The organism is Corynebacterium sp. TAE3-ERU16, assembly GCF_019209935.1.
Classification (GTDB): Bacteria; Actinomycetota; Actinomycetes; order Mycobacteriales; family Mycobacteriaceae; genus Corynebacterium; species Corynebacterium antarcticum.
Genome location: NZ_JAHUTN010000004.1, coordinates 224501 through 250814 on the forward strand (window position 1 = coordinate 224501; position 26314 = coordinate 250814).

The following is a 26314-nucleotide window of genomic DNA, read 5'->3' on the forward strand; positions in this document are numbered from 1 at the left end:
GTGGGCGCTCGATAATTGAGGTGGGTCACAGTTAAGATGACCCACAGTGAAACTGGCAGTTGACAACGAGACAGTGCAACTGTCGGGTTCCCGTTCACCCATACTGGAGGTCCCACGCATGACTCTGAAGAAGACAATCGCCGCGATGACCGCGGCCGCACTCGCCGTATCCGTGTCCGCCTGCTCATCCGACTCCGAGGGGGGCAGTGGTTCAGGTGGAGGCAACTATGTCACGGCCTGGGGCTCCGAGCCACAGAACCCGCTGGTCCCGCAGAACACCAACGAGACCGGTGGCGGTCGCGTCGTCGAGAACCTCTTCGCCGGCCTCGTCTACTACGACGGCGACGGCAAGGCCCACAACGATCTCGCTGAATCCATCACGCCGGAGGATGGAAACAAGAAGTTCGTCATCAAGATCAAGGAAGGCGAGACCTTCTCCGACGGGTCCCCGGTCAAGGCGAAGAACTTCGTCGACGCATGGAACTACGCCGTTGAGAATGAGACCCTGTCCAGCCACTTCTTCGAGCCCATCGAGGGCTTCGAGGAGGGTAAGTCACTGACCGGTCTCGAGGTCAACGACGACCACACCTTCACCGTCACCCTGACGCAGCCCGAGGCCGACTTCCCGCTGCGCCTCGGGTACTACGCGTTCTGCCCGCTGCCCGACGCCGCGTTCGACGACATGGACGCCTTCGGCCAGGAGCCCATCGGCAACGGGCCCTACAAGGTCGCCGAGTGGGCGCACAACAAGTCCCTGACGATGGTCCCGAACGAGAACTACGACGGTGGCCGCAAACCGCAGAATGACGGTATCGAGTTCGTGTTCTACCCGAAACCGGACTCCGCGTATGCCGCGCTTCTGGACGGAAACCTCGACGTCCTCGACACGATCCCGGACTCGGCCTTCACCAAGTACAAGGACGAACTCGACGGACGCTGGGTCAACGAGCCCGCCGCGATCTTCCAGTCCTTCACCATCCCGGAGAAGCTCGAGCACTTCAACGGTGAAGAGGGACGGCTGCGCCGTGAGGCGCTCTCCATGTCCATCAACCGTGATGAGATCACCGACAAGATCTTCGACGGCACACGTTCCCCCGCGACCGATTTCTCATCCCCCGTCATCGACGGCCACAGTGACTCCCTGAAGGGGGCAGACGTTCTCGAGTACAACCCGGAGAAGGCCAAGGAACTGTGGCGGAAGGCCGATGAGATCTCCCCGTGGACCGGCCAGTTCACCATCTCCTACAACGCCGATGGCGGACACCAGGCCTGGGTCGACGCAGTGGCGAACTCCATCAAGAACACCCTCGACATCGATGCGGTGGGCAACCCCTACCCGGACTTCAAGTCCCTGCGTGACGACGTGACCAACCGCACCATCTCCGGTGCCTTCCGTACCGGCTGGCAGGCCGACTACCCCTCCGTGGGTAACTTCCTCGCCCCGGTCTACGGCACCGGCGCCGGTTCCAACGACGGTGACTACTCGTCGAAGGACTTCGACGGCAAGCTGAACCAGGCGGCCGGCGCGTCCAGTGTCGATGACGCCACGAAGCTCTACAACGAGGCGCAGGAGATCCTGCTGCAGGATCTCCCCGTGATCCCGCTGTGGTACCAGAACGTCACGGCCGGCTGGTCCTCGGCGGTCGAGAACGTCCAGTTCGGCTGGAACTCGCTGCCGATCTACTACGAGATCACCAAGGAGTGATCGACGGTACCGGGATGCCCCGGTACCACAGACTCCTCACCGACCGTGGATCTCATCCGGTCGGTACGGGCCGCGGTGGCCCGATCGCCGGATGAGTCCCGTTCCCAGGTGAGCTGGGTTCACGCCAGGCCCCGGGTCCCCGTTTTCGGCGACCCGGGGCCTGGCACGGTAACCCGGTACCTTCCGGGGCCGGGCATGTTCCGCCCCCAACTCCCTCGACAGAAGGAACCCCCATGCTGCGTTACGTAGGGCGCCGTCTGCTCCAGATGATTCCGGTCTTCTTCGGTGCGACATTCCTCATCTATGCGCTCGTATTCCTCATGCCCGGTGACCCGGTCCAGGCGCTCGGCGGTGACCGCGGACTGACCGAGGCCACCGCCGAGCGGATCCGGGCCGAATACAATCTGGACAAGCCGTTCATCATCCAGTACCTGCTGTACCTGAAGGGGATCCTGTCCCTTGATTTCGGCACCACCTTCTCCGGCCAACCCGTCAGCTCCGTCATGGCCACCGCTTTCCCGGTGACCATCAAGCTCGCTGTGATGGCGCTGATCTTCGAGGCCGTCATCGGTGTCGGATTCGGTTTCATCGCCGGTATCCGTCGTGGCGGCATCTTCGACTCGACCGTGCTGGTCGTCTCCCTCATCGTCATCGCCGTCCCCAGCTTCGTCATCGGCTTCGTCTTCCAGTACGTCGTCGGGGTGAAGTTCAACCTGCTCCCGTCCACCGTCGGGCCGCATGACTCGGTCAAGAACCTGCTCATGCCAGCAGCCGTGCTCGGTGCCGTCTCCCTGGCGTATGTGCTCCGGTTGACCCGTCAGTCCGTCTCCGAGAATCTCACCGCCGATTACGTGCGCACGGCGCGCGCCAAGGGCCTGAGCAACAATTCCGTCATGCTCCGTCACGTGATGCGGAACTCGATGATCCCGGTGACCACGTTCCTCGGTGCCGACCTCGGTGCGCTCATGGGGGGAGCGATCGTCACTGAGGGAATCTTCGGCATCAACGGTGTCGGTGGCACCATGTTCAACGCCATCCTGAAGGGCGAACCGACCACGGTGGTCAGTTTCACGACCGTCCTGGTCATCGTCTACATCGTCGCGAACCTTCTCGTGGACCTGTTCTACGCCGTACTCGATCCGAGGATCCGCTATGCATGACAACATCGACAAGCCACTGCCCAGCCCGGGCGTCGAGGATGCCGCGGGGACGTTCTTCCCCTCGAACCGGCGTGGTCAGGACCACTTCATCGCGGAGACCGACGAAACCGGCCTCGGCGCCGTCGACGCGGTGGCCGACGAATCCGCACCCACGAGCGTGTGGGGGGAATCCTGGCGGTATCTGCGTCGGCGCCCTCTGTTCTGGGTGTCCGCCACACTGATTCTCATCGCGGTGCTCCTGGCGGCCTTCCCGGGACTGTTCACCTCCACCGATCCCACCCTGTGCGAGTTGTCGAACTCCCTGGAGGGGCCACGGGGAGGGCATCCCTTCGGATTCGACCGGCAGGGTTGCGACATCTTCGCCCGGACGATATACGGTGCCCGGGCGTCCGTGACCGTCGGTATCCTGACCACGGCACTCGTCGTGCTCATCGGCACTCTGATCGGTTCCGTCGCCGGATACGTCGGTGGCTGGATCGACGCCGTGCTCTCCCGGCTTACCGACACGTTCTTCGCCGTTCCGCTCGTCCTCGCCGCGATCGTCGTCATGCAGATGTTCAAGGAACAGCGGACCATCACCACCGTCGTACTCGTCCTGGGACTGTTCGGTTGGACCTCCATCGCCCGGATCACCCGGGGCGCGGTGATGAGCGTCAAGAACGAGGAGTACGTCACCGCCGCCCGTGCCGTCGGGGCGTCACCCACGAAGATCCTGACCAGCCACGTGCTGCCGAACGCGGCAGCCCCGATCATCGTCTACGCCACAGTCGCCCTGGGCATGTTCATCGTCGCCGAGGCGACGCTGTCCTTCCTCGGTATCGGCCTCCCGACGACGATCGTCAGCTGGGGTGGTGACATCTCGAAGGCCCAGAGTTCGTTGCGCACCCAGCCGATGGTGCTCTTCTACCCGGCCATGGCTCTTGCGCTGACCGTGCTGAGCTTCATCATGATGGGCGACGCCGTACGTGACGCCCTCGACCCGAAGGCGAGGAAGCGATGAACGACCCAGTGAATCCCACCACCCCGGACGCCGACGGCACCCGCCCCATGGGGCACCGTCACGGCGATGAACCGCTGCTCGAGCTCGAGGATCTCTGTGTCTCATTCACCACGTCGACCGGCACCGTCGAGGCGGTCCGAGACGTCAATCTGACGATCTACCCCGGTCAGTCGGTGGCCATCGTGGGTGAATCGGGTTCCGGGAAGTCCACCACCGCCATGGCGGTGATCGGCCTGCTCCCCGGGACGGGCAGGATCACCGGCGGACGGATCCTGTACAAGGGTGAGGACATCTCCACGCTCTCCTCCGGACAGATGGAGGCCTACCGTGGGTCCGAGATCGGGCTCGTCCCGCAGGACCCGATGAGCAACCTCAATCCGGTCTGGCGGATCGGTACCCAGATCAAGGAGTCGCTGAAGGCCAACAACATCGCCACCGGAGCAGAGGCCGACAGGCGTGTCGCCGAGCTACTGGAGGAGGCCGGGCTGCCGGACGCGGAGCGTCGTGCGAAGCAGTACCCGCACGAGTTCTCGGGGGGTATGCGTCAGCGTGCCCTTATCGGAATGGGACTCGCAGCCCGACCGAATCTTCTCATCGCCGATGAGCCGACCTCCGCCCTCGACGTGACGGTGCAGAAGCAGATTCTCGATCATCTCGGCAAACTCGTCGATGAGCTCGGCAACGCCGTCCTGTTCATCACCCACGACCTCGGGCTCGCGGCCGAACGCGCGGAACATCTGGTGGTCATGCACCGCGGACGGGTCGTCGAGTCGGGCCCTTCACTCGACATCCTCCGCGATCCGAAGCACCCCTACACCCGGCGCCTGGTCAAGGCGGCGCCGTCACTGGCCAGCGCGCGGATCAGGTCCGCACAGGAACAGGGCATGGAGACCTCGGAGCTGCTGAATCACTCAACGGACGGGACCGTCGGTGAAGAGGTCATCCGGGTGGAGAACCTGACCAAGGTCTTCGACATCCGTGGCGCGAGGGGCGCGAAGAAGAAATTCAAGGCCGTCGACGACGTGACCTTCGGTCTCCGGAAGGGCACGACGCTCGCACTCGTCGGTGAGTCCGGATCGGGTAAGTCGACCGTCGCGAACATGGTGCTCAACCTTCTGGACCCCACCTCCGGGAAGGTCTACTACAAGGGAACGGACCTGTCGACTCTGAATCGTCGGGAACTGTTCGAGATGCGGCGCAAGCTGCAGGTCGTGTTCCAGAACCCGTACGGGTCGCTGGACCCCATGTATTCCATCTACCGGTGCATCGAGGAACCGCTGAAGGTGCACAAGGTCGGCAACCGGAAGGAACGCGAGAACCGGGTGGCCGAGCTGCTCGACATGGTCGCCATGCCACGGTCCACGATGCGCCGGTACACCAACGAACTCTCCGGTGGTCAGCGGCAGCGTATCGCCGTCGCCCGCGCACTCGCGCTCAACCCCGAGGTGATCGTCCTCGACGAGGCCGTGTCCGCGTTGGACGTGCTGGTGCAGAACCAGATCCTTCAACTTTTGGCGGATCTCCAGGCCGAACTGGATCTGAGCTATCTCTTCATCACCCACGACCTCGCGGTCGTCCGGCAGACCGCCGACGACATCGTGGTGATGAAGGAGGGGCAGGTCGTCGAGTCCGGCACCGCCGACGAAATCTTCGCCGGCGCGAAGGAGGCCTACACCCGGGATCTCATCGACTCGGTGCCCGGTCTCGGGATCGAACTCGGGGCGACCATCTAGACGAGTTCGTTCCGCACGAAAGGCCCGGCCCCACGATGAGAATCGGGGGTCGGGCCTTTTCCGGTCGGTGAATCGGTTCCGGGTATCGGGAGGATCCGACCGGCTGTATACCGTGAATAACTCGGAGTAGGTGAGCAGGATGATGGCGAGAGCGAGGGATCCGGGCATGTCGCCGCCGGATGCTTCGCTCACGGTATTCGACGAGCAGCTCCCTCCGACTTCGAGGGTCTGCGTTGTCGTTGCCCCAGCCTGCGCCGGCGGAACATCCTCGCTCGAGACGACTCGGAGTGCGTGGGAGAACCCCGGAAAAACCGTTCTCGGGCTGGTTCTGACGGGCAAAGCGGCTGGTGTGATGGAAGGGGAGAGGTAGCCGTATCGGCGCAGATGTAGCCGGAGTTCTGGACCGCACGACTGATGCGGAACCGGGGGCTGTAGTGGCAGATGTTGGGCTCGAACGCCGATACAGTTGTGGTCGTGGACGAGGCAGGCGTGGTATTCCCCGGAGATGGTGCGCACCTTGAAGACCGCCCAGGCCACAGGCTCGGTTACCATCGTGATGAACCACGCCCTCCACGACTGGAGGCGTGGTACCTCCGAGGATAAGAAATCCCTGGTGGCCTCGAACCGGAGCTCTGAATCGTGCGGTGCAGAAGGTGGTGGACGAGCGCGTCGAGATGACCGGGCGTTTGTAGGGGATGCGCCTCGGACCTGCCGTGATGAGCGGTCGCTGACTACGGGTGTGGGCGATGTGGTGCGCAACGGGCAGCGTCGGGTAGTCGAGCGGATCACCCCGGACGGAACGAAGCAGCCGTCGACCGTACGGGACACATTCCACTGCGACGTTGAGTGCATGATCACGGTGTGAACTGGAATAATTCTCCACCGGGCGCTCCGCCCAGGGGCCGGTCATGGATGTGGCCCGCGTGTCTGATCGGGTCGACAAGGCCGGGAAGTATGCGCCGATGGTGTGCGGGCGGCAGGGTAACCGCCGATAAAAGTCCTTTCGGTATCTATCGACTTTTCTATGGAGTATGTGTTGAGCTCAAATTGTGTCTGTTGGAGATCACTTGGGGGAATCGGACTTTACGGTTGCCTGTGCAATTAGTCCAAATACCGCGGATACAAGGAACGCTCCCATGAAGCTGAAGATAACACCGACTCCCTCTTGGGCACCAACTCCAAAAGAAACCCCGAATGACATTACCGTGGATAGGCCCGATGCTAGTAGGAGAGAGAAAAGGATTGCTTCGCCTTTTCTTGATGCCCTATATTTGGAAAGTGATGCTGAACAGATTGCAAGCGTTATCCCACAAGCTATAACTTGCCAAATAGACACTTCGGCCGGAGGCCGTGTTTGGAATGTGTCGCTGATGGAGTGATAATCATTCCATGAAAGCCATAGTGCGGCAGTGATAATTCCAAGGAGGTAGGAGGTGAATGCTGGGCCTATAATGCTTCGTAATTCACTTCTTTTCTCCCGTTTTTTCATCTCCCTGGCAATGATTGCTATTCCGATCACTGTTGGAAGTATCACAAACCATGTTGTGCCTAAAAGAAACTGGATAGGTTGAAACAAACTCAACTCCTGGAGATTATCGAGATGGGCGCCAGTCACGGCCAGCCAGTAGACGTCGCGGAAGTATCGGAAATTGTAGTGTATTGGGTCTGCTGCTGTGTGGACGTTGCCGCATACTTTTCCATGTGTTGGAAGAGGTGATTATCGCAGTCCCAGTAACCTTAGTGGTTTCGGTTAGCTCTGTCCATGCACATGTCATGTCGTGCGCATACACCAATGTGCATGGGCCGGTTGACCATGTCATACTATGGTTGTGAAAATTGCCGAGCTTCTTTGTTCGACAGCAGGACCTACGGTTGCTCTGTGGTCTCTCAGAATCGCACTAGACAATCTACGGCCGATCAACGATGTAACTTGCTGCCAATGGAAAAGGCGGTTCTTATCAAATCAAGACCGTTCCGAGACGAGGAAAATGTACTCCGTAAATGAAATCACTTAAATTCCTCCTGGTCGTGTTGATGATTTGGCTGGCAACCCAAATCATTGTTTGGAGCTTCGCCGAAATGGTATTAGGCGATAGCGGGCTGGCTCGTGTCCTGGGCCTCGAAGAAACAGAGCCCTACCTCAAAATTCTTGTCTACACTCTTTTCCCATTACCCTTGGCTGTTGCGCTTGCACGTCGAGTGATTGGGAGGCATGACGCCTGATGTAAACGGCTCTGGCCCGGATTGTCATGGGTTGATGATTCTGAGGTGTCACTACAGTATTCGGCCTGTTATCCTACGAGATACGGTGGCGGCTCGAATTAGCCTTCAGGTCCGGCGCTTTTCCACATGCTCTGCTCGTGTTGTCTTTCGGGGTCGGGGTGATGGGGTGAAGCTCTCATCATCCGTGAATCCGCTGGCCCGCGGCAGACGGCAGGCGACATCGTCGTGATGAAACAGGGGCGGGTCGCCGAGGCAGATACCGCCGACGAAATCTTCGCCCGCGCGAAGCAGGCCTACACCCGGGATCTCGTCGATTCGGTGCCCGGTCTCGGGATCGAACTCGGGGCGACCATCGAGACGAGTTCGTCCCGCACGAAAGGCCCGTCCCCACGAGGAGAATCGGGGGCCGGGCCTTCGTCTGGCCGGGGTGGTAACGGACGGTCGCGGTGTCGTTCTAGGAGGAACCGACCGGGGGCAGCCCCTGCAGGAGATGCTGCCCGGTCAGGAAGGACAGCTCGGGCGGAAGCTGCAGCATGCTGCTCCCGAGCGGCAGGGGAGCGGGACGGACCGGCGCGATGGTCGGGTACGCGGTGGCGTCGACGAGCGGGGCAGGGGCCCCGGAGACCGCGGGGCGGGGTGCGCCGGAATACCGGCTGATCCAGTCGAGGTTCTCCGCGACCGGGACATACCAGGCGACCGTGCCGTCGACCGTGTGCTCGGCCCCGGCGTTCGACATGGCGATCACGCCGGTGACCGCCCCGTCCATGAACACGGGGCCACCCGAGTCGCCCCTCTGGATGCGTCCGCCGTCAACCCAGGTCTCGACCATCGTCGCGGAGCGGTCGGGGCTGGGTACGTTGGTAACCCGCCGCTGGACCGTCACCGAGGATTCCTGGACCGGGGGTGCGATGCTGCTGTGGATGCCGCCCCAGCCGACGGCCTGTCCGATGTCACCGGGCTGCATGTGGTGCCCGGAGAGTGGCGCGACCGGAGCCGCCGACGGTCGGTCCAGTTTGACGAGGGTGAGGTCGACCGTCGGGTGGATGATGACCTCGCGGGCGAAGTGGTGTTCGGCGCGGTAGGTCGGGCCGACGGAGATCTCCGAGGTGTCGCCCTGGCCGACGCAGTGTTTCGCGGTGAGGACCCACTCCGGGGCGATCAGCGTGCCGGTGCAGCTCATGTCCCCGAGAGCGAGCCGGACGGCCGACGCTGCGCGCGCGGGGTGCGCGTTGTGTGCTCCGATGATCGCACCGGCAGGGGCCGCCACTGCCAGTGGAGACAGCAGCGCGACGCCTGCAGCGGTCGTTGCGAGTGCGCGGCGGATGCGGTGGGCCATGATCTGTGGATTCCTCTGCGGTGGGGACGTGAACGGGTGTTGCTGGAGTGGGCCGTGTTTTCCGGACCCTTCCGAGACATCCTACCGTTATGCGGGTTCCGGGGTGCGTCTCCGGGCGGCGGAGGACCCGTTCTTCTGCTCCCGCACGACACTGCCCGCCTGGACGAAGCGCAGGGCCGAGACGAGCCCCAGTCCGCCGATCAGGTTGGTCAGGGCGACCCACCAGACGAAGGAGAGCCAGTCGGTGAACACCAGTCCCGAGTCCCCGGTGAACAGTCCACCGAAGATGAACAGGGTGTCGAGGATCGAGTGGACGATGCCCGTGGCCGACAGCAGGAATCCGCCGATGGTGCTGGCGATGATCATCGGGACGACCTCGTCGGTGAATTGGTGCATCCGGGTGACCAGGGTCAGGAACATTCCGCCGAGTGCGGCGAGGATGACGTGCTGCGGGTCGATGGGCATGAGGGCGTAGTGCCGGGCCTCCTCGATGAGGTGCGGATGCATGTCGGGGTAGGCGACGACGAGGAGCGCCATGATGACCGCCGCACCGATGATGTTCCCGGCGAAGGTGATCGCCCAGAACCTGATCAGGCGGTGGAGCGGCATCTTTCCGGCCACGACGGAGGAGACGGGGACGAGGAACCCCTCGGTGAACAGCTCGGAGTGTGCGAGGAGGATGATGACGAGACCGATCGCGAACGCGAGGGACCCGAGCATCTCGCTGCCGGTGGAGGCGGTCACGATGTATTCGGACAGCAGCCCGACACCGACCTCCAGCGAACCCATGATTCCGGTGACGAGCAGCGCCGCCGGCGGACGGGCCAGCCGCTCGGTCCCTTCGTTGATCTGCTTGATCATCGCCTCCGACAGGCCGTCGGTGTCGTCGTCTTCCCGGCAGTCGATGGGGGCGTTCCGGGTCGGATCGTGTTCGTCGGACATTGCGGACTCCTTGGCCGTGTCAGCGAGCGCCGATGTCACACAGTCCCGATCGGGTACTGGGAGGGGCGCGGATGGTGCCGGTCCGGGGGCCGGCCGGTGGGGCGGGAGGTCAGTGTAGCCAGCGGGTTCTGCGGCGGGAAATCCGCGGGGGCCCGGGAAGTTCTACCTCCGGGGTCTACTCAGGGGGTGTGAGGATGACCGTCGCGGGATCCGCCCAATCGAGCTCGATGCCCCTCTTCCGGAGCCAGGCCATGAGGTCGTCATTGTTCCTGGTGATCCCCTCGACCGCGAGAAGCGTGGTGTCGATCGCGGTTTCGGCGTCCTCCGCGGAGATCAGGCCGGCGGAGGTGGCGGCGGCGAGCTCATCGATGTCCATGACCTCGACCGGTTCGCCGGTGACGGAGACCAGGTCGACGTAGAGATCGCGGGTGCGCCATATCCCGTCCGCGCCGACCGTGATCTCCGCGACGTCGACGTAGAAGTCCTGGTGGACGTCGACGCCGTCGCGGAAGTGGAAGATGTTGACCCGCAGGCCCAGGCCCGGTAGGAGCCAGGTCTCCAGGTAGCCGAACCGTGGATGATTGGCGCCCCGGGCCATGTAGAGGCCGAAGTCCGTCGAGCGGTAGGTGTCGACCTCACGGATGAATCCCTTGGGGTCGGTGTTCGTGCCGCCGTCGATGTCGAAGCTCTCGTGCTTCACGGGGTGCAGATCGGTCATGTCTGGTTACCTCACGTCGAAGATGCCGGTGGTCGGGAGGAATCGGCAGGTGGAGTCGCCGTCGTCCGCGGTGGTGGTCACGCCACCGTCGAGGAGCGCGACGATCGTCCCCGTTCCGGTGTCGGCGGTTCCCGCGATCGTGGCGGGCCCGTCCGGGTTGATGCCGGTGTAGGTGAGGGGGGTCACCCCGGTGCGCAGATTGCTGATGTTGATCCAGCGGACCTGCATGGATGTCTGCTGGTTCTCCGCGACGCGCCCGGTACCGAGTGCGGTGAAGACGAAGGTCGCGTGGCCCGCGGGAACCCCGGGCAGTGGCAGATCGGCGGGGCCGGGAACCGCTATGGCCGTTCCGGTCGCCCTGTTCTCGCCTCCGATGCAGTTCTCGGCGACGGTGGGCCAGCCGAACTGGGCGAATACCGGCCCATTCTCGGGTAGCGGGGCACCCGGTTCACCGCCACCCTCGAAGAACCCGACCGCCGCGAGCAGTATGCCGCGGATCTCCTCCGGGAGGAATTCCTGCGCCGCGAGGTCACGGAGCTGCCGGAGGATGTGCGGGGCGGGGCGACCGAGATGGTCGACCGGCGACGGCGGAAGCTGGGGGAGTCCGGGGACACCGGAGCCGACGGGTGTCGAACCGGTGGGGTCCGCGGTCGCGGGTGAGGCACCGAGAAGCGCCGTGGACAGGAGGAGTGTCGCCGTGGCGGCGGCGATGCTGCGGGAAGTGGCTGGCACGGGGGCGGACTCCATCTGTCTGTGTGTGGTCGCGGGGAAAGGGGCGGGACGGGTCTGAGGGGAGAGCATCTACGGTGCCGGAGACACGTATCCACACTCGCTCACACCATTCACTAAAGCAACATGCGTAACTTTAGCCCCATTCATTTAGTTTTGCACCGGTCGGTTAGTTTTGCACCGGTCGGTCCGGAGCCGATCGGGGTGGATGGGCGGTGTTCCCGGCCCGCGGGGGTCGTGGGAACCGTCGCCCGGGTCACCCCATGTGTCGCGGAAAGATAACGATTCGTTACACAACCGGGTCGGGCCACCGCACGGTACGGTGCACCGACCACACGCCGAAAAACCTGAAACGTGCGGTTCCGGCACCGATGCGGGTACGCTGAACCACCGATTAACACAACGGAGGGCGCTTCAGTCCCTCCGTTCGCATTCCGCCAGGAGAGAAAACACCAGTGAGCACCACAGAGTTCCGTAACGTCGCGATCGTCGCGCACGTCGATCACGGAAAGACCACCCTCGTCGACGCCATGCTGCGTCAGTCCGGCGCCTTCGAGGAACGCGCCGAACCCGTCGACCGCGTGATGGACTCCGGGGACCTGGAAAAGGAAAAGGGCATCACCATCCTGGCCAAGAACACGGCCATCCGACGCAAGGGGGTCGGCAAGGACGGCGCCGATCTGGTCATCAACGTCATCGACACCCCGGGCCACGCCGACTTCGGTGGCGAGGTCGAGCGCGCGCTGTCCATGGTCGACGGTGTCGTCCTGCTCGTCGACGCCTCCGAGGGGCCGCTGCCCCAGACCCGTTTCGTGCTGGGTAAGGCTCTCGCCGCGAAGATGCCGGTCATCATCGTCGTGAACAAGACCGACCGTCCCGACGCCCGCATCGATGAGGTCGTCGACGAGAGCCAGGACCTGCTCCTGGAGCTCGCCTCCACCCTCGAGGACCCGGAGGCCGCCGAGGCCGCCGAGAGTCTGCTCGATCTCCCGGTGCTCTACGCGTCCGGCCGTGAAGGCAAGGCGTCGACGGAGAACCCCGGCAACGGCAACGCCCCCGCCACCGATAACCTGCAGGACCTCTTCGATGTTCTCTACGACGTTCTCCCGGAGCCCAGCGCGGACCTGAACGGTCCGCTGCAGGCCCACGTCACCAACCTCGACTCCAGCTCGTTCCTCGGCCGGATCGGTCTCGTGCGTGTCCACGCGGGCAGCCTGAAGAAGGGCCAGCAGGTCGCCTGGATCCACTATGACGCCGAGGGCAACCAGCACACGAAGACGGCGAAGATCGCCGAACTGCTCCGCACCGTCGGTGTCAACCGGGTCCCCACGGATGAGGTCATCGCCGGTGACATCGCGGCTATCTCCGGTATCGAGGAGATCATGATCGGCGACACCCTCGCCGATCCGGAGAACCCGGTCGCTCTGCCGCGGATCACCGTGGACGAGCCCGCCATCGCGATGACCATCGGCGTCAACACCTCCCCGATGGCCGGTCGTGGCGGCGGCGACAAGCTCACCGCCCGCGTTGTCAAGGCCCGCCTGGACCAGGAGCTCATCGGCAACGTCTCCATCAAGGTGCTCCCGACCGAGCGTCCCGACGCCTGGGAGGTCCAGGGTCGTGGCGAGATGGCGCTGTCCATCCTCGTCGAGACCATGCGCCGCGAGGGCTTCGAGCTCACCGTCGGTAAGCCCCAGGTGGTCACACGGACCATCGACGGCAAGCTGCACGAGCCCTTCGAGCACATCGTCATCGATGTCCCCGCCGAGTTCCAGGGTGCCATCACGCAGCTGCTGGCCGCCCGCAAGGGGCAGATGCTGTCCATGGACAACACCGGCACCGACTGGGTCCGCATGGAGTTCTCCGTCCCGGCCCGTGGCCTGATCGGTTTCCGTACCACGTTCATGACCGAGACCCGCGGCACCGGTATAGCGAACCACTACTCCGAGGGCTACAAGCCCTGGGCCGGCGAGATCAAGGGCCGCGCCTCCGGTTCCCTGGTCGCCGACCGTACGGGTCAGATCACCGCCTACGCCCTCCAGCAGCTGGCCGACCGCGGCTCCTTCTTCGTGGAACCCGGAACCCAGGCGTACGAGGGCATGGTCGTCGGTGCGAACAACCGCGACGAGGACATGGACATCAACATCACCCGCGAGAAGAAGCTGACCAACATGCGCTCGGCCAACGCCGATGCCACGGTCACGCTCGCGAAGGCCCGGAACCTCACGCTCGACGAGGCCATGGAGTTCTGCGGCCAGGACGAGTGCGTCGAGGTCACCCCGGAGGTCATCCGGGTGCGTAAGGCGATCCTCAACGCCACCGAACGCGGTCGCGCCCGCTCCCGCGACAAGCAGCGCAACAAGGGCTGATCCCCGAATTCCCGGACGCGAACCTCCGGACGATCGACACCCCGCTGACCCGGCGACACCACAGATGCCAGGGCAGCGGGGTGTCCGCGTGAGCGCGGCCCCTCCTGGAACCCGCACGGACTAGGATGGGTGTGTGTCTGTTCTCTCGAGTTGGATCCCGGTGAAGGGTGTTCCCCGTACCCCGACCGGTGCTTCCGCGCCCCGGCGACCCCGCCCCTTACGCTGGACGGCGGTCGCACTCACCTCGACGCTCGTCATGACGGTGGCCGGCTGCTCCTCCGACGAACCCACGCCCCTTCCGGTCACGCCCGCCGCCGGGAGCCCGTCGGTGATACCTCAACAGGCCCCGGACCACACCGGCACCGACTCGGACGGGTCCGTGCTGGCACATGAGATCACCATCGGGATCGATCCGCTCGACGGCGGGTTCAACCCGCACCTCATCTCCCAGGATTCGGCCTTCGTCCAGGCTCTCGCCGACCTGGTCCTCCCGGGGGTGTACGCCAACGGGGAACTCAACACCGATCTCGTGGAGTCGGTCGACTTCATCGACCCGCCCACTCCGGGGGTCGCACAGACCGTGCGTTACGAGCTGAACCCGGCGGCGCAGTGGTCCGACGGTACCCCGATCACGGGCGCCGACTTCAGCTACCTCCGGGATTCGATGGTCTCCACCCCGGGCGTCATCGGTGCCGCCGGATACGAGCAGATCAGTGCGATCCGGACATCCGGCGGCGGCCGAACCGTGGACGTGGACTTCCGGCACCGTGTCGCCGATGTCAGCGGTTTGTTCGACCATCTCCTGCCCAGTCATCTCCTCCGCGACGCCACCGACGGATTCACGGGAGGACTGAACGAGTCCATCCCGGCCGCGGGTGGGCGGTACACGGTGGATCAGGTGGACCGGCAACGGGGGGTCGTGACCCTGGTCCGCAACGACCGCTTCTGGGGATCGGACCCGGCGAGAACCGAGAAACTGGTGTTCCGTGAGATCCGCTCCGTCCAGCAGGGGGTGCAGATGCTCCGCTCCGGGCAGGTCAGCTACTTCGACCTCACCCCTGCGGAGACGACATTCGACGCCTTCAGTCTCCTGCCGGACACCCGGGTATCCGTGCGGCAGCGGGAGGCGGCCCTCGAGCTGACCATGTCGGTCACCTCACCGATCCTCTCCACCGCGGCCCTCCGCCGGGAGTTCGCCGCGCTCATCGACAGGGGGGTGGTCGCCCGCCTCGCCACCGGGCGTTCCACCGATCTCGACATTCCGGGCGGTGTGCTGGGGGAGGAGGACCCGACGGCCTTCGCGTCCGCCCTCGCACAGGGCTCGTCGAAGGACGGGGACGCTGACGCCCCCGGGCCTGCCGGTGGGTCGCCTTCCGCCACACCCGCGGGGCCGACAGGCCCCACCCTCGAGGCCGCGATCCGCAACCGCCCTCTCCGCATCGCCGCGGACCCGTCCGACCGGACGGCGACCGCGGCGGCGAACACCATCGTCGATCTCCTCGCGCGGAAGGAGGTCGCCGCCGAGGTCGTGCTCGCCCCATTCACCGAGATCGCCGGAGATCTCCTGCCTTCCGGGGACGTCGACGCCGTCGTCGGCAGACGCCGGAGCACGCTCGATCCCGTCGCGGTGGCGGACCGGTTCCAGTGCCCCGGCGCGGTCGACCCGTCGGACGTGACCGCCTCCACCGCGAGCCGCGCGAGCGACGTATCCTCGATGTCCTCGCGTTCCCGGAAACACCCGGTGATCAGGACCGGGAATCTCTCGGGCATCTGCTCCAGGACCCTGGACAGTACGCTGATGTCGGTGCTGGCCGGTGAGGAGACCCTCGACGCGGTACTGCCCGAGCTGCGCCGTGTCGAGGAGCGGGAGATGCTCACCGTCCCGCTCCTCGCGGAGACCCGCATCATCGTCCGGGGACCGGGTATCGTGGTGCCGGACACCGATATCGAAGAATGGTCCGGGCATCCGGAGCGGACGACCAGCCTCCTGTCGACCGCCGCCGGATGGACCGCCGTGGAGGAGCAGTAGATGAGTGGACACGACCTCACGGGTCTGGCGGTGTGCGCGGTGCACGCGCACCCGGATGATGAGGCGATCTGGACGGGCGGGCTGCTCGCCCACCTCGCCCGCCGCGGTGCCGACGTCACCGTCGTCACCTGCACGCTCGGCGAACAGGGGGAGGTCATCGGAGATCCCTACCAGGGTCTGGTCGCGGACGCCGCGGACCAGCTCGGTGGCTTCCGGATCGCGGAACTCACGGACTCGCTCGTGCATCTCGGTGCGTCGGGCATTCATCTCGGGGGCGCCGGATGCTGGCGCGACTCGGGTATGGCCGGCGATCCCGCGAACCGGCACCCCCGGGCATTCATCAACTCGGGTGAGCGATCGGTCGAACAGCTCGTCACCGTGTTCCGCGACATCCGCCCGCAGCTGGTGGTCACCTACGGGCCCGACGGCGGCTACGGACACCCCGACCACATCCGGGCACACGAGATCACGCACGCCGCGGTCGCGGAACTGGTGGCGCGGGAGCCCGCGGACCGGGCTCCGCAGCGCATCCTCTGGGCGGTGACCGGGCGCGCTGATCAGCAGGCGGGCCTCGACGCCATCACCCGGATCCCCGACGGGTGGCGCCGGGCGGAGCCGGGCGAGCTCGCCTCCGTCGAGGGTCACGACCTCACCATCACCCTGGACGACGGTTCCCTGGCGGCGAAGAAGGCGGCGATGGCGGCGCACGCCACGCAGATCTGGTTCGCCGACGGCTCGGTCAGCCGCGTCAATCCGGTGGCGGCCTTCGCCGCCGTCGACGATCCCGGGGCGGCCGCCCACGTGTTCGCGTTGAGCAACCTCATCGCGCAGCCGCTGCTGCGGAACGAGTGCTACCGGGTCGGGTGGGGCACCCCGTTGGACAGCGGGTCGGATCCGGTGGCTGGACTGGAGTTCCCGTGACCATCGATGCTCCATCAGATCGCTACATCTACCGCGAGCACACGACGGGGGAGAGGATCGTGGGACTGGCCTGGCTCTCCGTCGGTGCCCTGCTGTCCGTGCTTCTCGAGGTGGTGTACGTCGGTGCCCGGATCACGGTGCCGACGGGACAGACCGTCGCTTTTCCATTCACCATCCTGATCGCCTTCGGGTTCACTCTCGTCCTCTCCCGGACAGCCCTGCTGTGGACGGAGAACCGTCTCGTCGCGGGGATTCCACTGGGTGTCTGGCTGGTCGGATACCTCGCCCTGCTCATCTGGCCGGAGGTGACAGGGGACATCATTGTCGCCCAGACATTGCGCGGGGCGCTGCTTCTCGTGGCCGGTACAGCCGGTGGCGGTTGGCCGTTGATACGGGGGAAGTGACACAATGGGGTCCGGCGACGGACCAGCCCCTGTCGTCCGACCACCCGAACCGTTTCCACCTGGAGCAACCGAACCACGATGACCTACGTAATTGCGCAGCCCTGCGTCGACGTCATGGACAAGGCATGTGTCGAAGAATGCCCTGTCGACTGCATCTACGAGGGAAAGCGCTCGCTGTACATCCACCCCGACGAGTGCGTCGACTGTGGTGCCTGCGAGCCCGTGTGCCCGACCGAGGCGATCTTCTACGAGGATGACGTCCCGGACGAGTGGATCGACTACACCGACGCGAACGCCGCCTTCTTCGACGATCTCGGTTCGCCCGGTGGCGCCGCCCGCCTCGGACAGCAGGACTTCGATCCGCCACTGGTGGACAAGCTGCCCCCGCAGGCCTGACCACGGAGCGGGCCGGCCCGGCGGGATCCACGGTGACCCGCCGGGCCGTCGTCTGTCCGCGCACGGGTATAAACAGTGGTATGGCATCTCTCACCCGCACCCCTCCCGGTAACGCCCTGCCCGACTTCCCGTGGGACACCATCGCCGACGTGAAGAGGAAGGCGGCCCGGCACGAGGACGGTATCGTCAACCTCTCGGTCGGAACCCCGGTCGATGACGTCGCGGAGCCGATCCGTGCCGCCCTCGCGGCTGCGGCCGCCGAGCCGGGATACCCGCAGACGACCGGCACCCCGGAGCTGAATCGGGCGCTGGTGGAGGGACTGGCCCGTCGCTACGGTATGACGGGCCTGAGCCCGGCGGCGGTTCTGCCGGTCATCGGCACCAAGGAGGCCATCGCGCTGCTGCCGATGCTGCTAGGAGTCGGTGCCGGGCACACGGTCATCATTCCGGAGGTCGCGTACCCCACCTACGAGGTGGCCGCGCTCATGTCCGGTGCCCGTGCCCAGCGTGCGGACTCCCTGACCCAGATCGGCCCGGCGACGCCGACGATGATGTTCATCAACTCGCCGTCGAATCCGACCGGCAAGGTACTCGGTATCGAGCACCTGCGGAAGGTCGTCGGATGGGCGCGGGATCGCGGCGTGATCCTGTGCAGCGACGAGTGCTACATCGGTCTGGGCTGGGATGACGGGAACCCGCCCCTGTCGATCCTCGACGAACGGGTCTGCGGGGGTGACCACACCGGTCTCATCGCGATCCACTCACTGTCCAAGTCCTCGAACATGGCCAGCTATCGCGCCGGGGTGCTCGCCGGCGATGAGGACCTGATCGGTCAGCTGCTCGAGGTGCGCAAGCACTGCGGTCTCATGATGCCGGGACCGATTCAGGCCGCCATGGTCGCCGCACTCGATGACGACGCCCAGGAAGCGGAGCAGAAGGAACGGTACCGGACCCGCCGGGACAAGCTTCTCGCCGCCCTGACGGGCGCCGGCTTCACCGTCGACAACTCGGAGGCCGGGCTCTACCTCTGGGCCACCCGCGGGGAGAACTGCCGGAGCACCCTCGACTGGTTCGCCGAACGCGGCATCCTCGTGGCCCCGGGAGACTTCTACGGACCCAGGGGAGCGAACCACGTCCGGATGGCCCTGACGGGTACGGACGAACGGATCGACGCCGCGGTGGCGCGGCTGGCGTGAGTCGGAGGCCCCTTCCGGTAGTCGACGGCATCTCGCCGCGCCGGGTCGTCCTGCGCGGTGTCGTGCCGGACGGCCGTACCTATGTGGCCGGTGACGCGGGTGATTCACCGTTCCGGTTCGGTGAGGAGATTCCCGCGGGCACGGTCCTCGAAGGCCCGACACCCGCGTGGTTCGTCCCGGTGGTACCACCCGAGCCGCCGATCCCCTTCACCCATGATCTGCTCGAGGTCTCGGAGCGGTACGTGGTCGTGGACAAGCCTCATTTCCTGCCCGCCACGACGAACGGACGGATCATCCGGGAGACCGTCCAGACACGGCTGCGGGTGGAACTGGACAACCCCGACATCGTTCCCCTGCACCGCCTGGACCGGCTGACTGCGGGCGTCCTGTTCTGCTCGGCGGACCCGGGAACCCGGGCCGCCTACCAGAGTCTCTTCCGACGCCATCAGGTGACCAAGACCTACCGGGCCCGGGTGACGGCGGAACCTCCGGTGGGGGACACCTGGATCACGGTCGATCTGCCGATGCGGAAGATCGCCGGTGAGCGGGCGGTGCGGGTCACGGGCGGCGGTACCCCGACCCGCACCCGGGTCCGCCGGACCGGCGACCGGACAGTCGAGTTGCAGCCCGTCACGGGGCACACCCACCAGCTGCGGGTGCTGCTCGCCCATCTGGGGTGCCCGATCGTCGGCGACGACACCTATCCCGTCGACGCGGGGCTGGATCTCCGGAACTTCACCGCGCCGCTGGGTCTGGTCGCCATCCGACTGGAGTTGACCGATCCGGTCGACGGACTACCCCGCCGGTGGTGGAGTGGGCGACGCCCGTGAACCGTACCGGTGGTGATGATCACCACTCGGGTGTGGGTATCGGCCGCCTGAATGCGGAACAGGCGGGTCCGCCGAAGTAGAATGTTCTATCTGGTGGGCACCCCACGATCTGAGGCGCCCCGGGCCGTGCCGATGGACGGACAGCGTGCCCCTCCCGTTGCACTGGATCGATAAGGACACCCGAGCACACCATGATGTCAACCACCGGCCGCTACGCCAACAGTCTCCGACAGTTCATCAAGTTCGGGATCGTCGGTGGTTCGGGTGTCGTCGTCAATCTCATAGCCGTCGCCGCGAGCAAGAAGATCGCCTGGTGGTCGAGCGGGATCACGGAACACGATCCCTTCCTGAATCTGCTCGGATCCGACTACCACATCCGCTGGTACCACGTGTTCCTGACGATCGCCTTCCTCGTCGCCAACGTGTGGAACTTCCAGCTCAACAGGTCCTGGACGTTCCGCTCTTCCACGCATCTGAGCTGGTTCCGGGAGTTCGTTCCGTTCCTGCTGACGGGACTGGCCGCACTCGTGGTGAGTCTCGTGGTGGTGACGGCCCTGATGAATCCGGAATCACCGTTCGCCCTGCCCGCCCACATCTTCGATGACTCGTCCGGGATCCGGACCCGTTTCTACTGGGCGACGCTGATCTCGATCATGGTCGCGATGCCGGTGAACTTCGTCATCAACAAGTTCTGGACTTTCCGATCCAGCCGGGTCGTCGTCGTCCGTGACCCCGTCGTCCCGGAGTCCTGATCAGTCGGATCCCAGTCGCGCATCGATTCGCCGGATGTCCCGCAGACGGGCGCGGCGGATCAACCCGGGTCCCGTGACGAACATCGCGATGAGTCCGCCGCATGCGCCGACTATCAGTCCGTGGTGCCAGTCGGGGCCCCAGGCCGGGCCGTTCCGCCAGATCCCGGCCATCCAGAGCGTGGTGAGGACACCCGTCAGTGCCATCGCCCACACCGGTATCCGTGGCGGTGCGGGGCGGGGTACCCGACCGGTCAACCATGCGCTGGCGATCAGCTCGGAGCCGACGAACGGGAGTACGGCGAGAAAGGACAGCAGAGCGTATCCGGGTGGGAGGATCCAGGCGAGAACACCGGCCGTGAGTACGGACAGCTGACCGCAGAGTATCCGTCCCAGTGTCTGCGAGCGGTGGAACGTCCGGATCTGGAATTCGTCCTCGAACTGGTTCTCCGACCATCGGATCACCTCGTCCAGGCGTCGGGTGACTGTCATCGTCGGTTCCTTTCGTGGGTGTTGGTGGGGGCGGCCGTGTTCTGCTCGGTGCCGAAGACCTGCTCTACGGTGGCTCCCAGTTCGCGGCAGATCGCCAGCGCCAGATGGACGGACGGGGAGTAGTTGCCCTTCTCGATGTTCGCGATGGTCTGCCTGGTGACGCCGACCCGCTCCGCGAGCTCCGACTGGGACAGCTCCGCCCACCGGCGGAGTTTGCGCACCAGGTTTTCCGTCATGTCTGGATCCATTTCCATAATGTAAATAATACTTACGTTCAGGTCAAGGGAATTGGACTCGCTGGCGAGGAATACACGGCGGTGCAGGTGGGCGAAGCGGAAAATCCGTCCCCCGTCACCCGTACGGGAGCGGAAGGACGGACGGCTGCTTCCGACCACCGGGTCGGGGAGAGGGGGATCCGTGGACCTATCGCAGCCCGCGGTTCTCACCGGGCAGGAGCCCCTTCTGCCACGGACTGACACCGCGAATGCGCGAATTGACGAGGGCCGCGATGAACAGCAGGAGGAACATACCTGCACCGGACATCAGCTGGATGCGTGCGCCGGCGTCCGCGAGCATCAGCAGTCCGAGGGCGACGAGCACAGCGAGGGTCGCCCACGTGAACACGGGCCAGGCCCACATCCGGATCGGCAGCTCCGCCACCCGCTCCAGTCGGCGCCGGAGTTTCAGCTCGGAAACGGTGATGAAACCCCAGACGATGAGCAGGGAACCGCCCGCCGCGTTGAGCATGAACCCGAGCAACCAACCCGTGTCCGCGAAATTCAGCACCACCATCACGGTGGCGAGGATGATCGACAGGATGATGGCCGGGACCGGGACCTTTCTGGCATTCACCCTGGAGAAGATCGCCGGAGCGTCACCGCGCTGGGCCAAGGAGAACATCATCCGGGAGGATGCGAACAGCTGGGCGTTGAATGCGGAGAGCAGCGCGAGCACGATCAGCGTCTCCATCAGTCCCACGACCCCGGGGATTCCGGCGAGCCCCAGAACGAGGGCGAACGGGCTGTCCGCCGCGGTGTCGGCCGCCCCGAGAGTGGAGTAGGGCAGGAGGAAGGTGATCACCAGGACACTGCCCAGATAGAACACACTGATCCTCGTGATCGTCGTGCGCACCGCGTTGACCAGTGATCGGCCGGGATCCTCGGACTCGGCCGCCGCGATGGCGACCACCTCGATGCCGCCGAAGGCGAAGGCCACGGCGAGCATGCCCGCGGCGACTCCGCCCAGACCGTTCGGCATGAACCCGTCCGCCGTGAATACCGACGACCCGATGTACGGGTGCCCCGGGAGCAGACCGAAGATGAGGAGGAACCCGATGACCAGGAATCCGGCGAGCGCGAGCACCTTGATCAGTGCGAACCAGAACTCGAACTCGCCGAAGGCCCGGACACGCAGGAGATTGACCACCCCGAAGAAGACGACGAACACCAGCGCCGGGACCCACTGCGGGATCGACAACCAGGAACCGATGATCGCCGCGGCTCCGGTCATCTCGGCGCCGAGGACCGCGACGGTGGCGAGCCAGTAGATCCAGCCCTGCGTGAACCCCGCCCACCGGCCGATGCCCAGCTCCGCGTACTCGGAGAAGGAGCCCGACGCCGGGACCACGGAGCCCATCTCGCCGAGCATCCGCATCACCATCACGGCGATCGCCCCGGCGGCGATGTAGGCCAGCAGCACGGCCGGGCCCGCCGCCCGGATCCCGACGCCGGTACCGAGGAATAGCCCCGCTCCGATGGTCGATCCGAGGCCCATCATGGTCAGGTGCCGGACCTTGAGCCCGGATCCCAGGTTGGTTGTGGTTGCGGTCACGGCGCTCATGTCTCCTGCTGCGTGTCGGCTGGGAAAAACGGTTCCGCAGAACAAGTTACGCGCCTGACGGTGGCGGCGGGACACCGGCCCGGCATTCTCAATTCGAGGCGTGGCGTTCGACTCGGTCCCCGAGGGCCGACCGGATCGCCGGCCACTCATGCGCCAGCGCCGAGTAGAGGACGGCATCATCGAGGGTCCCGTTGCGGAGCCGCGCGTGCGAGCGGAGGATCCCGTCACGTCTGAGTCCGAGCCGTTCGATGGCGGCCCGGGAGCCGGTGTTGGAGAACTTCGTCCGGATGCCCACCCGTGCGCAGTGCAGCTCCTCGAACGCGTGGCCCAGCAGCAGGAGTTTGGCCTCCGGATTGGCGCCGGTGCCCTGTGCCGAGGCACGGAGCCAGGTGTACCCGATCTCGAGCCGGGGGACCGAGGGGTCCAGATCGTAGTAGCAGGTCACGCCGAGCGCGTTGTCGTCGGCTGTGGCACGGATGATGAACGGCACCATGGTTCCGTCGGCGGCCCGTGCCAGCTTGCCCCCGATGTCCGCCGTCATGTCCTCGGGCGACGGTGTGGAGGTCCACCATTCGCGGTGCAGATCGCCGTCGCGGACGGCCTCCGAGAGTTCCGCGGCATCGTCTGCCTGCAGCGGGGACAGCTCGACGATCCGGCCGGTGAGCGTGGGTGGGGAGGCGATCCAGGCCATTTTCCGTTCCTTGTCTTCGTGGTGCCCCGGGGGCGGGGGACAGCGTCCCGGATCAGCGTAGTCGGTCGCCGGTGCACGTCGCGCCCGGCGGAGGACCACCGGGCGCGTTTGAGGATCGGAATTGAGCTAGTTCGCGTGCAGGTCCGCGTTGAGCTCCACCTTGGCGGAGCCCCATGCGGTGGCCTCGACCGCGCCGGTGAGCGAATTCCGGCGGAACAGGATGTTGGAGGCGCCCGACAGATCGACGGCCTTGACCGAATCCCCGTCGGAGACGCCGACGGCGGTCGCGACATCGCCCGACACCTTCACCTTCGTGCCGGCGGTGACGTACAGACCGGCCTCGATCACACAGTCATCGCCGAGCGAGATGCCGCACCCCGCGTTGGCGCCCAGCAGGCAGCGCTCGCCCAGGGAGATGACCTGCTTGCCGCCGCCGGACAGCGTCCCCATTATCGAGGCGCCGCCGCCGATGTCGGTGCCGTCGCCGACGACGACTCCCGCGGAGATCCTGCCTTCGACCATTGAGGACCCCAGGGTGCCGGCGTTGAAGTTGACGAAGCCCTCGTGCATGACGGTGGTCCCCTCCGCGAGATGGGCACCCATGCGGACGCGGTCGGCGTCGCCGATGCGGACCCCGGTCGGGACGACGTAGTCGATCATCCGGGGGAACTTGTCCACCAGATGGACCGTGACCTTGCCGCGGCGGGAGAGCTTCGCCCGGGTGATCTCGAAATCGGCGACCGGGCAGGGCCCGAAGTTCGTCCAGACGACATTGGTCAACAGTCCGAATACACCGTCCATGTTGAGACCGTGGGGACGGACCCTGCGGGTCGACAGCAGATGGAGGCGCAGGTAGACGTCGTAGGCGTCGATGGGGGCGTCATCCAGATCCGCGATGACGGTCCGGACACCCACCCGCTCAACTCCACGGTCCTCGTCGGTGCCGGCGAGGGGGGCCAGGTGTTCGGGCAGGTCGTCGGCCTCGAGGCGGGTGGTTCCGGCGGCCTGGTCCGTGTCCGTGAGTTCGGGGGCCGGGAACCAGCAGTCGAGAACGGTTCCGTCGGGTTGGATGGTCGCGAGTCCGGTTGCTGTTGCTGCAGTCATGGCCTCCAACGTACCGGAAACGGCGAAGGCCGCCGGATCCACATACCGGTGGACGCGACGGCCGTCGAGAGGCGGGGACTGCCCCCGCTCGTCACTTCAGTTCATGGGCCCGGGCGGCTTTGGCCGCCTTCGCGGTCTTCGCCCCGGGAGCGAGGAAGGAGAGCCCGACGAGCACACCGAACACGATGATCACCGAGAGAACCTGGTACCTGGCCGCGGGATCGGACAGCATCAGCATGGTGAGGACGATGAGCATTGCGAGGGTGATCCAGCCGAGCCACGGGAAGCCCCACATCCGGACCGAAACCTCGTTGTTGCGTTCCAGCTCCGGGTGCAGACGGAGGTAGCTGACGATGGTGAAGCCCCAGATGAGGAGCAGTGAACCGCCCACTGCGTTGAACAGGAACTCGAGGAGCCCCGCCGGGTTCCAGTACTGCAGGGCGACGGAGACGAACGCGAAGAACATGCTGAGCAGCACGGCGTTCATCGGGACCCCGTCCCGGTTCGTCCGGCCGAGGAGTCTCGGGGCGTTACCCCGTGTCGCCAGGGAGTAGGCGAAACGGGAGGTGCCGTAGATCTGGGCATTGAATGCGCTCAAAAGAGCCAGGACGATGACGAGCTCCATGATCCCGACGATGCCCGGGACATGCGCCATCTCGAGGACCCGGGTGAACGGGGACTCCGCGGCAGAGTCCGCGCCACTGATCTGGTCGTAGGGCAGGAGGAAGGTGATCACGAGCACGGCGCCGAGGTAGAACACCACGATGCGCCAGATGACGGAGCGGACGGCGGTGGCGATGTTCTTCGCCGGGTTGTCGGACTCTGCGGCGGCGATGGTGACGATCTCGATGCCGCCGAAGGCGAACGCCACGGCGAGGAGGCCGGCCGCGACACCGGGGACGCCGTTGGGCATGAAGCCGTGATCGCCGATGAAGTTGCTGAAGCCGACCGGGTCGGTACCCGGCATGAGACCGAAGATGAGCAGCGCACCGATCACGAGGAAGATGATGATCACCGCGACCTTGATGAATGCGAACCAGAACTCGAATTCACCGAATCCGGAGACCTTCCAGAGGTTGATCACCGCGAAGATGACGACGCAGACGAGGGCCGGGATCCAGGGGGCGACCCCGAACCACTGCGACATGATTCCGGCGGCACCGGTCATCTCAGCGCCCATCACCATCACGAGCAGGTACCAGTACAGCCAGCCGGTGGCGAAACCGGCCCAGTGCCCGAGGGCCATCTCCGCGTAGTTGGAGAAGGAACCGGACGCCGGACGGGCCGCGGCCATCTCCCCGAGCATCTGCATCACGAACACCACCAGGATGCCCGCGAAGATGTATGCGAGGAGGACGGCGGGGCCCGCGATCTGGATACCCACACCGGTGCCGAGGAAGAGTCCCGCGCCAATTGCGGATCCCAACCCCATCATGGTCAGATGTCGTGTCTTCAGCCCGGAGCCGAGCTCGGTCCCGGAGTTCTCAGTGAATGTCATGGATAAACAATAACCGTTGCTTCCCCTGTGTAAACGCTTAAAACCCCGGCAGTGCCGGGGGAGTTGCGTGGCCCCGTCCCGTGGGGCCTCGATTCCACGGTGTGCCCGTCGGTGTGTGGGGCTGTACGGTGCGCATACGCCGTGTGGGGAGTGGACCGGTTGTCCGGCGGGAGATGGCCGGCAGTGTGGTTAAAGGGGGTGGATCGTTCGTTTCACCACCCCCGTCCGGAACCTCAGGTCCGGTGAAGTC

At 65.4% G+C, this 26314-nt stretch carries 25 protein-coding genes; 14 read left to right on the plus strand and 11 right to left on the minus strand.

The annotated features are described in order from the left end of the window. Window positions 1-118 precede the first annotated feature (118 nt). The 5 genes from KRX55_RS06145 (at window position 119) to KRX55_RS12040 (ending at window position 5968) form a co-directional block, all read left to right on the plus strand. The gene (locus KRX55_RS06145; RefSeq protein WP_200259938.1) at window positions 119-1705 is read left to right on the plus strand and encodes a peptide ABC transporter substrate-binding protein; all 1587 of its coding nucleotides are present in this window, start codon (window positions 119-121) and stop codon (window positions 1703-1705) included. 233 nt (window positions 1706-1938) lie between these two features. Continuing rightward, window positions 1939-2865 carry an ABC transporter permease gene (locus KRX55_RS06150; protein ID WP_200259941.1) on the plus strand — a complete coding sequence of 309 codons (927 nt, stop codon included), beginning with the start codon at window positions 1939-1941 and terminating at the stop codon, window positions 2863-2865. Next, complete coding sequence (locus KRX55_RS06155) at window positions 2858-3865, plus strand: ABC transporter permease (RefSeq protein WP_218406891.1); 1008 nt, start codon at window positions 2858-2860, stop codon at window positions 3863-3865. Before KRX55_RS06150 ends, KRX55_RS06155 begins: the two co-directional genes overlap by 8 nt. 47 nt (window positions 3866-3912) lie before the next feature. Further along, on the plus strand, window positions 3913-5598 hold the full coding sequence (locus tag KRX55_RS06160) for a dipeptide ABC transporter ATP-binding protein (protein ID WP_218406933.1): 1686 nt from the start codon (window positions 3913-3915) through the stop codon (window positions 5596-5598). Window positions 5599-5764: 166 nt separating this feature from the next. Next, complete coding sequence (locus KRX55_RS12040) at window positions 5765-5968, plus strand: AAA family ATPase (RefSeq protein ID WP_370625769.1); 204 nt, start codon at window positions 5765-5767, stop codon at window positions 5966-5968. Between the two features lie 693 nt (window positions 5969-6661). Here KRX55_RS12040 and KRX55_RS06170 read toward each other — a convergent pair. Continuing rightward, window positions 6662-7213, minus strand: a complete 552-nt coding sequence (locus KRX55_RS06170) for a hypothetical protein (RefSeq protein ID WP_218406893.1) — start codon at window positions 7211-7213, stop codon at window positions 6662-6664. 386 nt (window positions 7214-7599) lie between these two features. Between KRX55_RS06170 and KRX55_RS06175 the strand changes: the two genes are divergently transcribed. After that, on the plus strand, window positions 7600-7821 hold the full coding sequence (locus tag KRX55_RS06175) for a hypothetical protein (protein WP_218406894.1): 222 nt from the start codon (window positions 7600-7602) through the stop codon (window positions 7819-7821). A 454-nt stretch (window positions 7822-8275) separates the two neighbouring features. On the opposite strand, the gene KRX55_RS06180 is transcribed toward KRX55_RS06175, so the two are convergent. From KRX55_RS06180 to KRX55_RS06195, 4 genes are all read right to left on the minus strand, one after another. Then, entirely contained in the window at window positions 8276-9157 is an 882-nt protein-coding gene (locus tag KRX55_RS06180) for a S1 family peptidase (protein ID WP_218406895.1), read from the minus strand. Between the two features lie 87 nt (window positions 9158-9244). Further along, on the minus strand, window positions 9245-10099 hold the full coding sequence (locus KRX55_RS06185) for a formate/nitrite transporter family protein (RefSeq protein ID WP_218406896.1): 855 nt from the start codon (window positions 10097-10099) through the stop codon (window positions 9245-9247). 175 nt (window positions 10100-10274) lie between these two features. Beyond that, window positions 10275-10817, minus strand: coding sequence for a DUF402 domain-containing protein (locus KRX55_RS06190; RefSeq protein WP_218406897.1), 543 nt, complete (start codon window positions 10815-10817; stop codon window positions 10275-10277). Between the two features lie 6 nt (window positions 10818-10823). Then, a complete protein-coding gene (locus tag KRX55_RS06195; RefSeq protein ID WP_370625766.1) occupies window positions 10824-11549 on the minus strand; it encodes an Rv1157c family protein in 726 nt (241 codons plus the stop codon). A 452-nt stretch (window positions 11550-12001) separates the two neighbouring features. Between KRX55_RS06195 and typA the strand changes: the two genes are divergently transcribed. From typA to KRX55_RS06235, 8 genes are all read left to right on the plus strand, one after another. After that, entirely contained in the window at window positions 12002-13915 is a 1914-nt protein-coding gene (typA, locus tag KRX55_RS06200) for a translational GTPase TypA (protein WP_218406899.1), read from the plus strand. Window positions 13916-14048: 133 nt separating this feature from the next. Further along, window positions 14049-15944 (plus strand): ABC transporter family substrate-binding protein, encoded by a 1896-nt coding sequence (locus KRX55_RS06205; protein WP_218406900.1) that lies wholly within the window; start codon window positions 14049-14051, stop codon window positions 15942-15944. Further along, window positions 15945-16865, plus strand: coding sequence for an N-acetyl-1-D-myo-inositol-2-amino-2-deoxy-alpha-D-glucopyranoside deacetylase (mshB, locus tag KRX55_RS06210; protein ID WP_218406901.1), 921 nt, complete (start codon window positions 15945-15947; stop codon window positions 16863-16865). Beyond that, the gene (locus tag KRX55_RS06215; RefSeq protein ID WP_370625767.1) at window positions 16862-17269 is read left to right on the plus strand and encodes a hypothetical protein; all 408 of its coding nucleotides are present in this window, start codon (window positions 16862-16864) and stop codon (window positions 17267-17269) included. Before mshB ends, KRX55_RS06215 begins: the two co-directional genes overlap by 4 nt. 78 nt (window positions 17270-17347) lie before the next feature. Further along, complete coding sequence (gene fdxA / locus KRX55_RS06220) at window positions 17348-17665, plus strand: ferredoxin (RefSeq protein ID WP_198735573.1); 318 nt, start codon at window positions 17348-17350, stop codon at window positions 17663-17665. An 80-nt stretch (window positions 17666-17745) separates the two neighbouring features. Beyond that, window positions 17746-18861, plus strand: a complete 1116-nt coding sequence (gene dapC, locus KRX55_RS06225; RefSeq protein ID WP_218406902.1) for a succinyldiaminopimelate transaminase — start codon at window positions 17746-17748, stop codon at window positions 18859-18861. An 83-nt stretch (window positions 18862-18944) separates the two neighbouring features. Further along, on the plus strand, window positions 18945-19691 hold the full coding sequence (locus tag KRX55_RS06230) for a pseudouridine synthase (protein ID WP_218406935.1): 747 nt from the start codon (window positions 18945-18947) through the stop codon (window positions 19689-19691). Window positions 19692-19882: 191 nt separating this feature from the next. Next, window positions 19883-20443, plus strand: a complete 561-nt coding sequence (locus tag KRX55_RS06235) for a GtrA family protein (protein WP_255567599.1) — start codon at window positions 19883-19885, stop codon at window positions 20441-20443. Here KRX55_RS06235 and KRX55_RS06240 read toward each other — a convergent pair whose 3' ends face one another. From KRX55_RS06240 to KRX55_RS06265, 6 genes are all read right to left on the minus strand, one after another. Continuing rightward, window positions 20444-20932, minus strand: a complete 489-nt coding sequence (locus tag KRX55_RS06240; protein WP_218406903.1) for a hypothetical protein — start codon at window positions 20930-20932, stop codon at window positions 20444-20446. Beyond that, window positions 20929-21168, minus strand: coding sequence for a helix-turn-helix transcriptional regulator (locus KRX55_RS06245; protein ID WP_218406904.1), 240 nt, complete (start codon window positions 21166-21168; stop codon window positions 20929-20931). Before KRX55_RS06245 ends, KRX55_RS06240 begins: the two co-directional genes overlap by 4 nt. Window positions 21169-21355: 187 nt before the next feature. Then, window positions 21356-22771, minus strand: coding sequence for an amino acid permease (locus KRX55_RS06250; protein WP_218406905.1), 1416 nt, complete (start codon window positions 22769-22771; stop codon window positions 21356-21358). Window positions 22772-22859: 88 nt separating this feature from the next. Next, window positions 22860-23462, minus strand: coding sequence for a GNAT family N-acetyltransferase (locus KRX55_RS06255; RefSeq protein WP_218406906.1), 603 nt, complete (start codon window positions 23460-23462; stop codon window positions 22860-22862). 126 nt (window positions 23463-23588) lie between these two features. Beyond that, the gene (dapD, locus tag KRX55_RS06260; RefSeq protein WP_218406907.1) at window positions 23589-24566 is read right to left on the minus strand and encodes a 2,3,4,5-tetrahydropyridine-2,6-dicarboxylate N-succinyltransferase; all 978 of its coding nucleotides are present in this window, start codon (window positions 24564-24566) and stop codon (window positions 23589-23591) included. A gap of 91 nt (window positions 24567-24657) precedes the next feature. Further along, window positions 24658-26064: an amino acid permease gene (locus tag KRX55_RS06265; RefSeq protein WP_218406908.1), complete on the minus strand. Its 1407-nt coding sequence runs from the start codon at window positions 26062-26064 to the stop codon at window positions 24658-24660. Window positions 26065-26314: the final 250 nt, after the last annotated feature.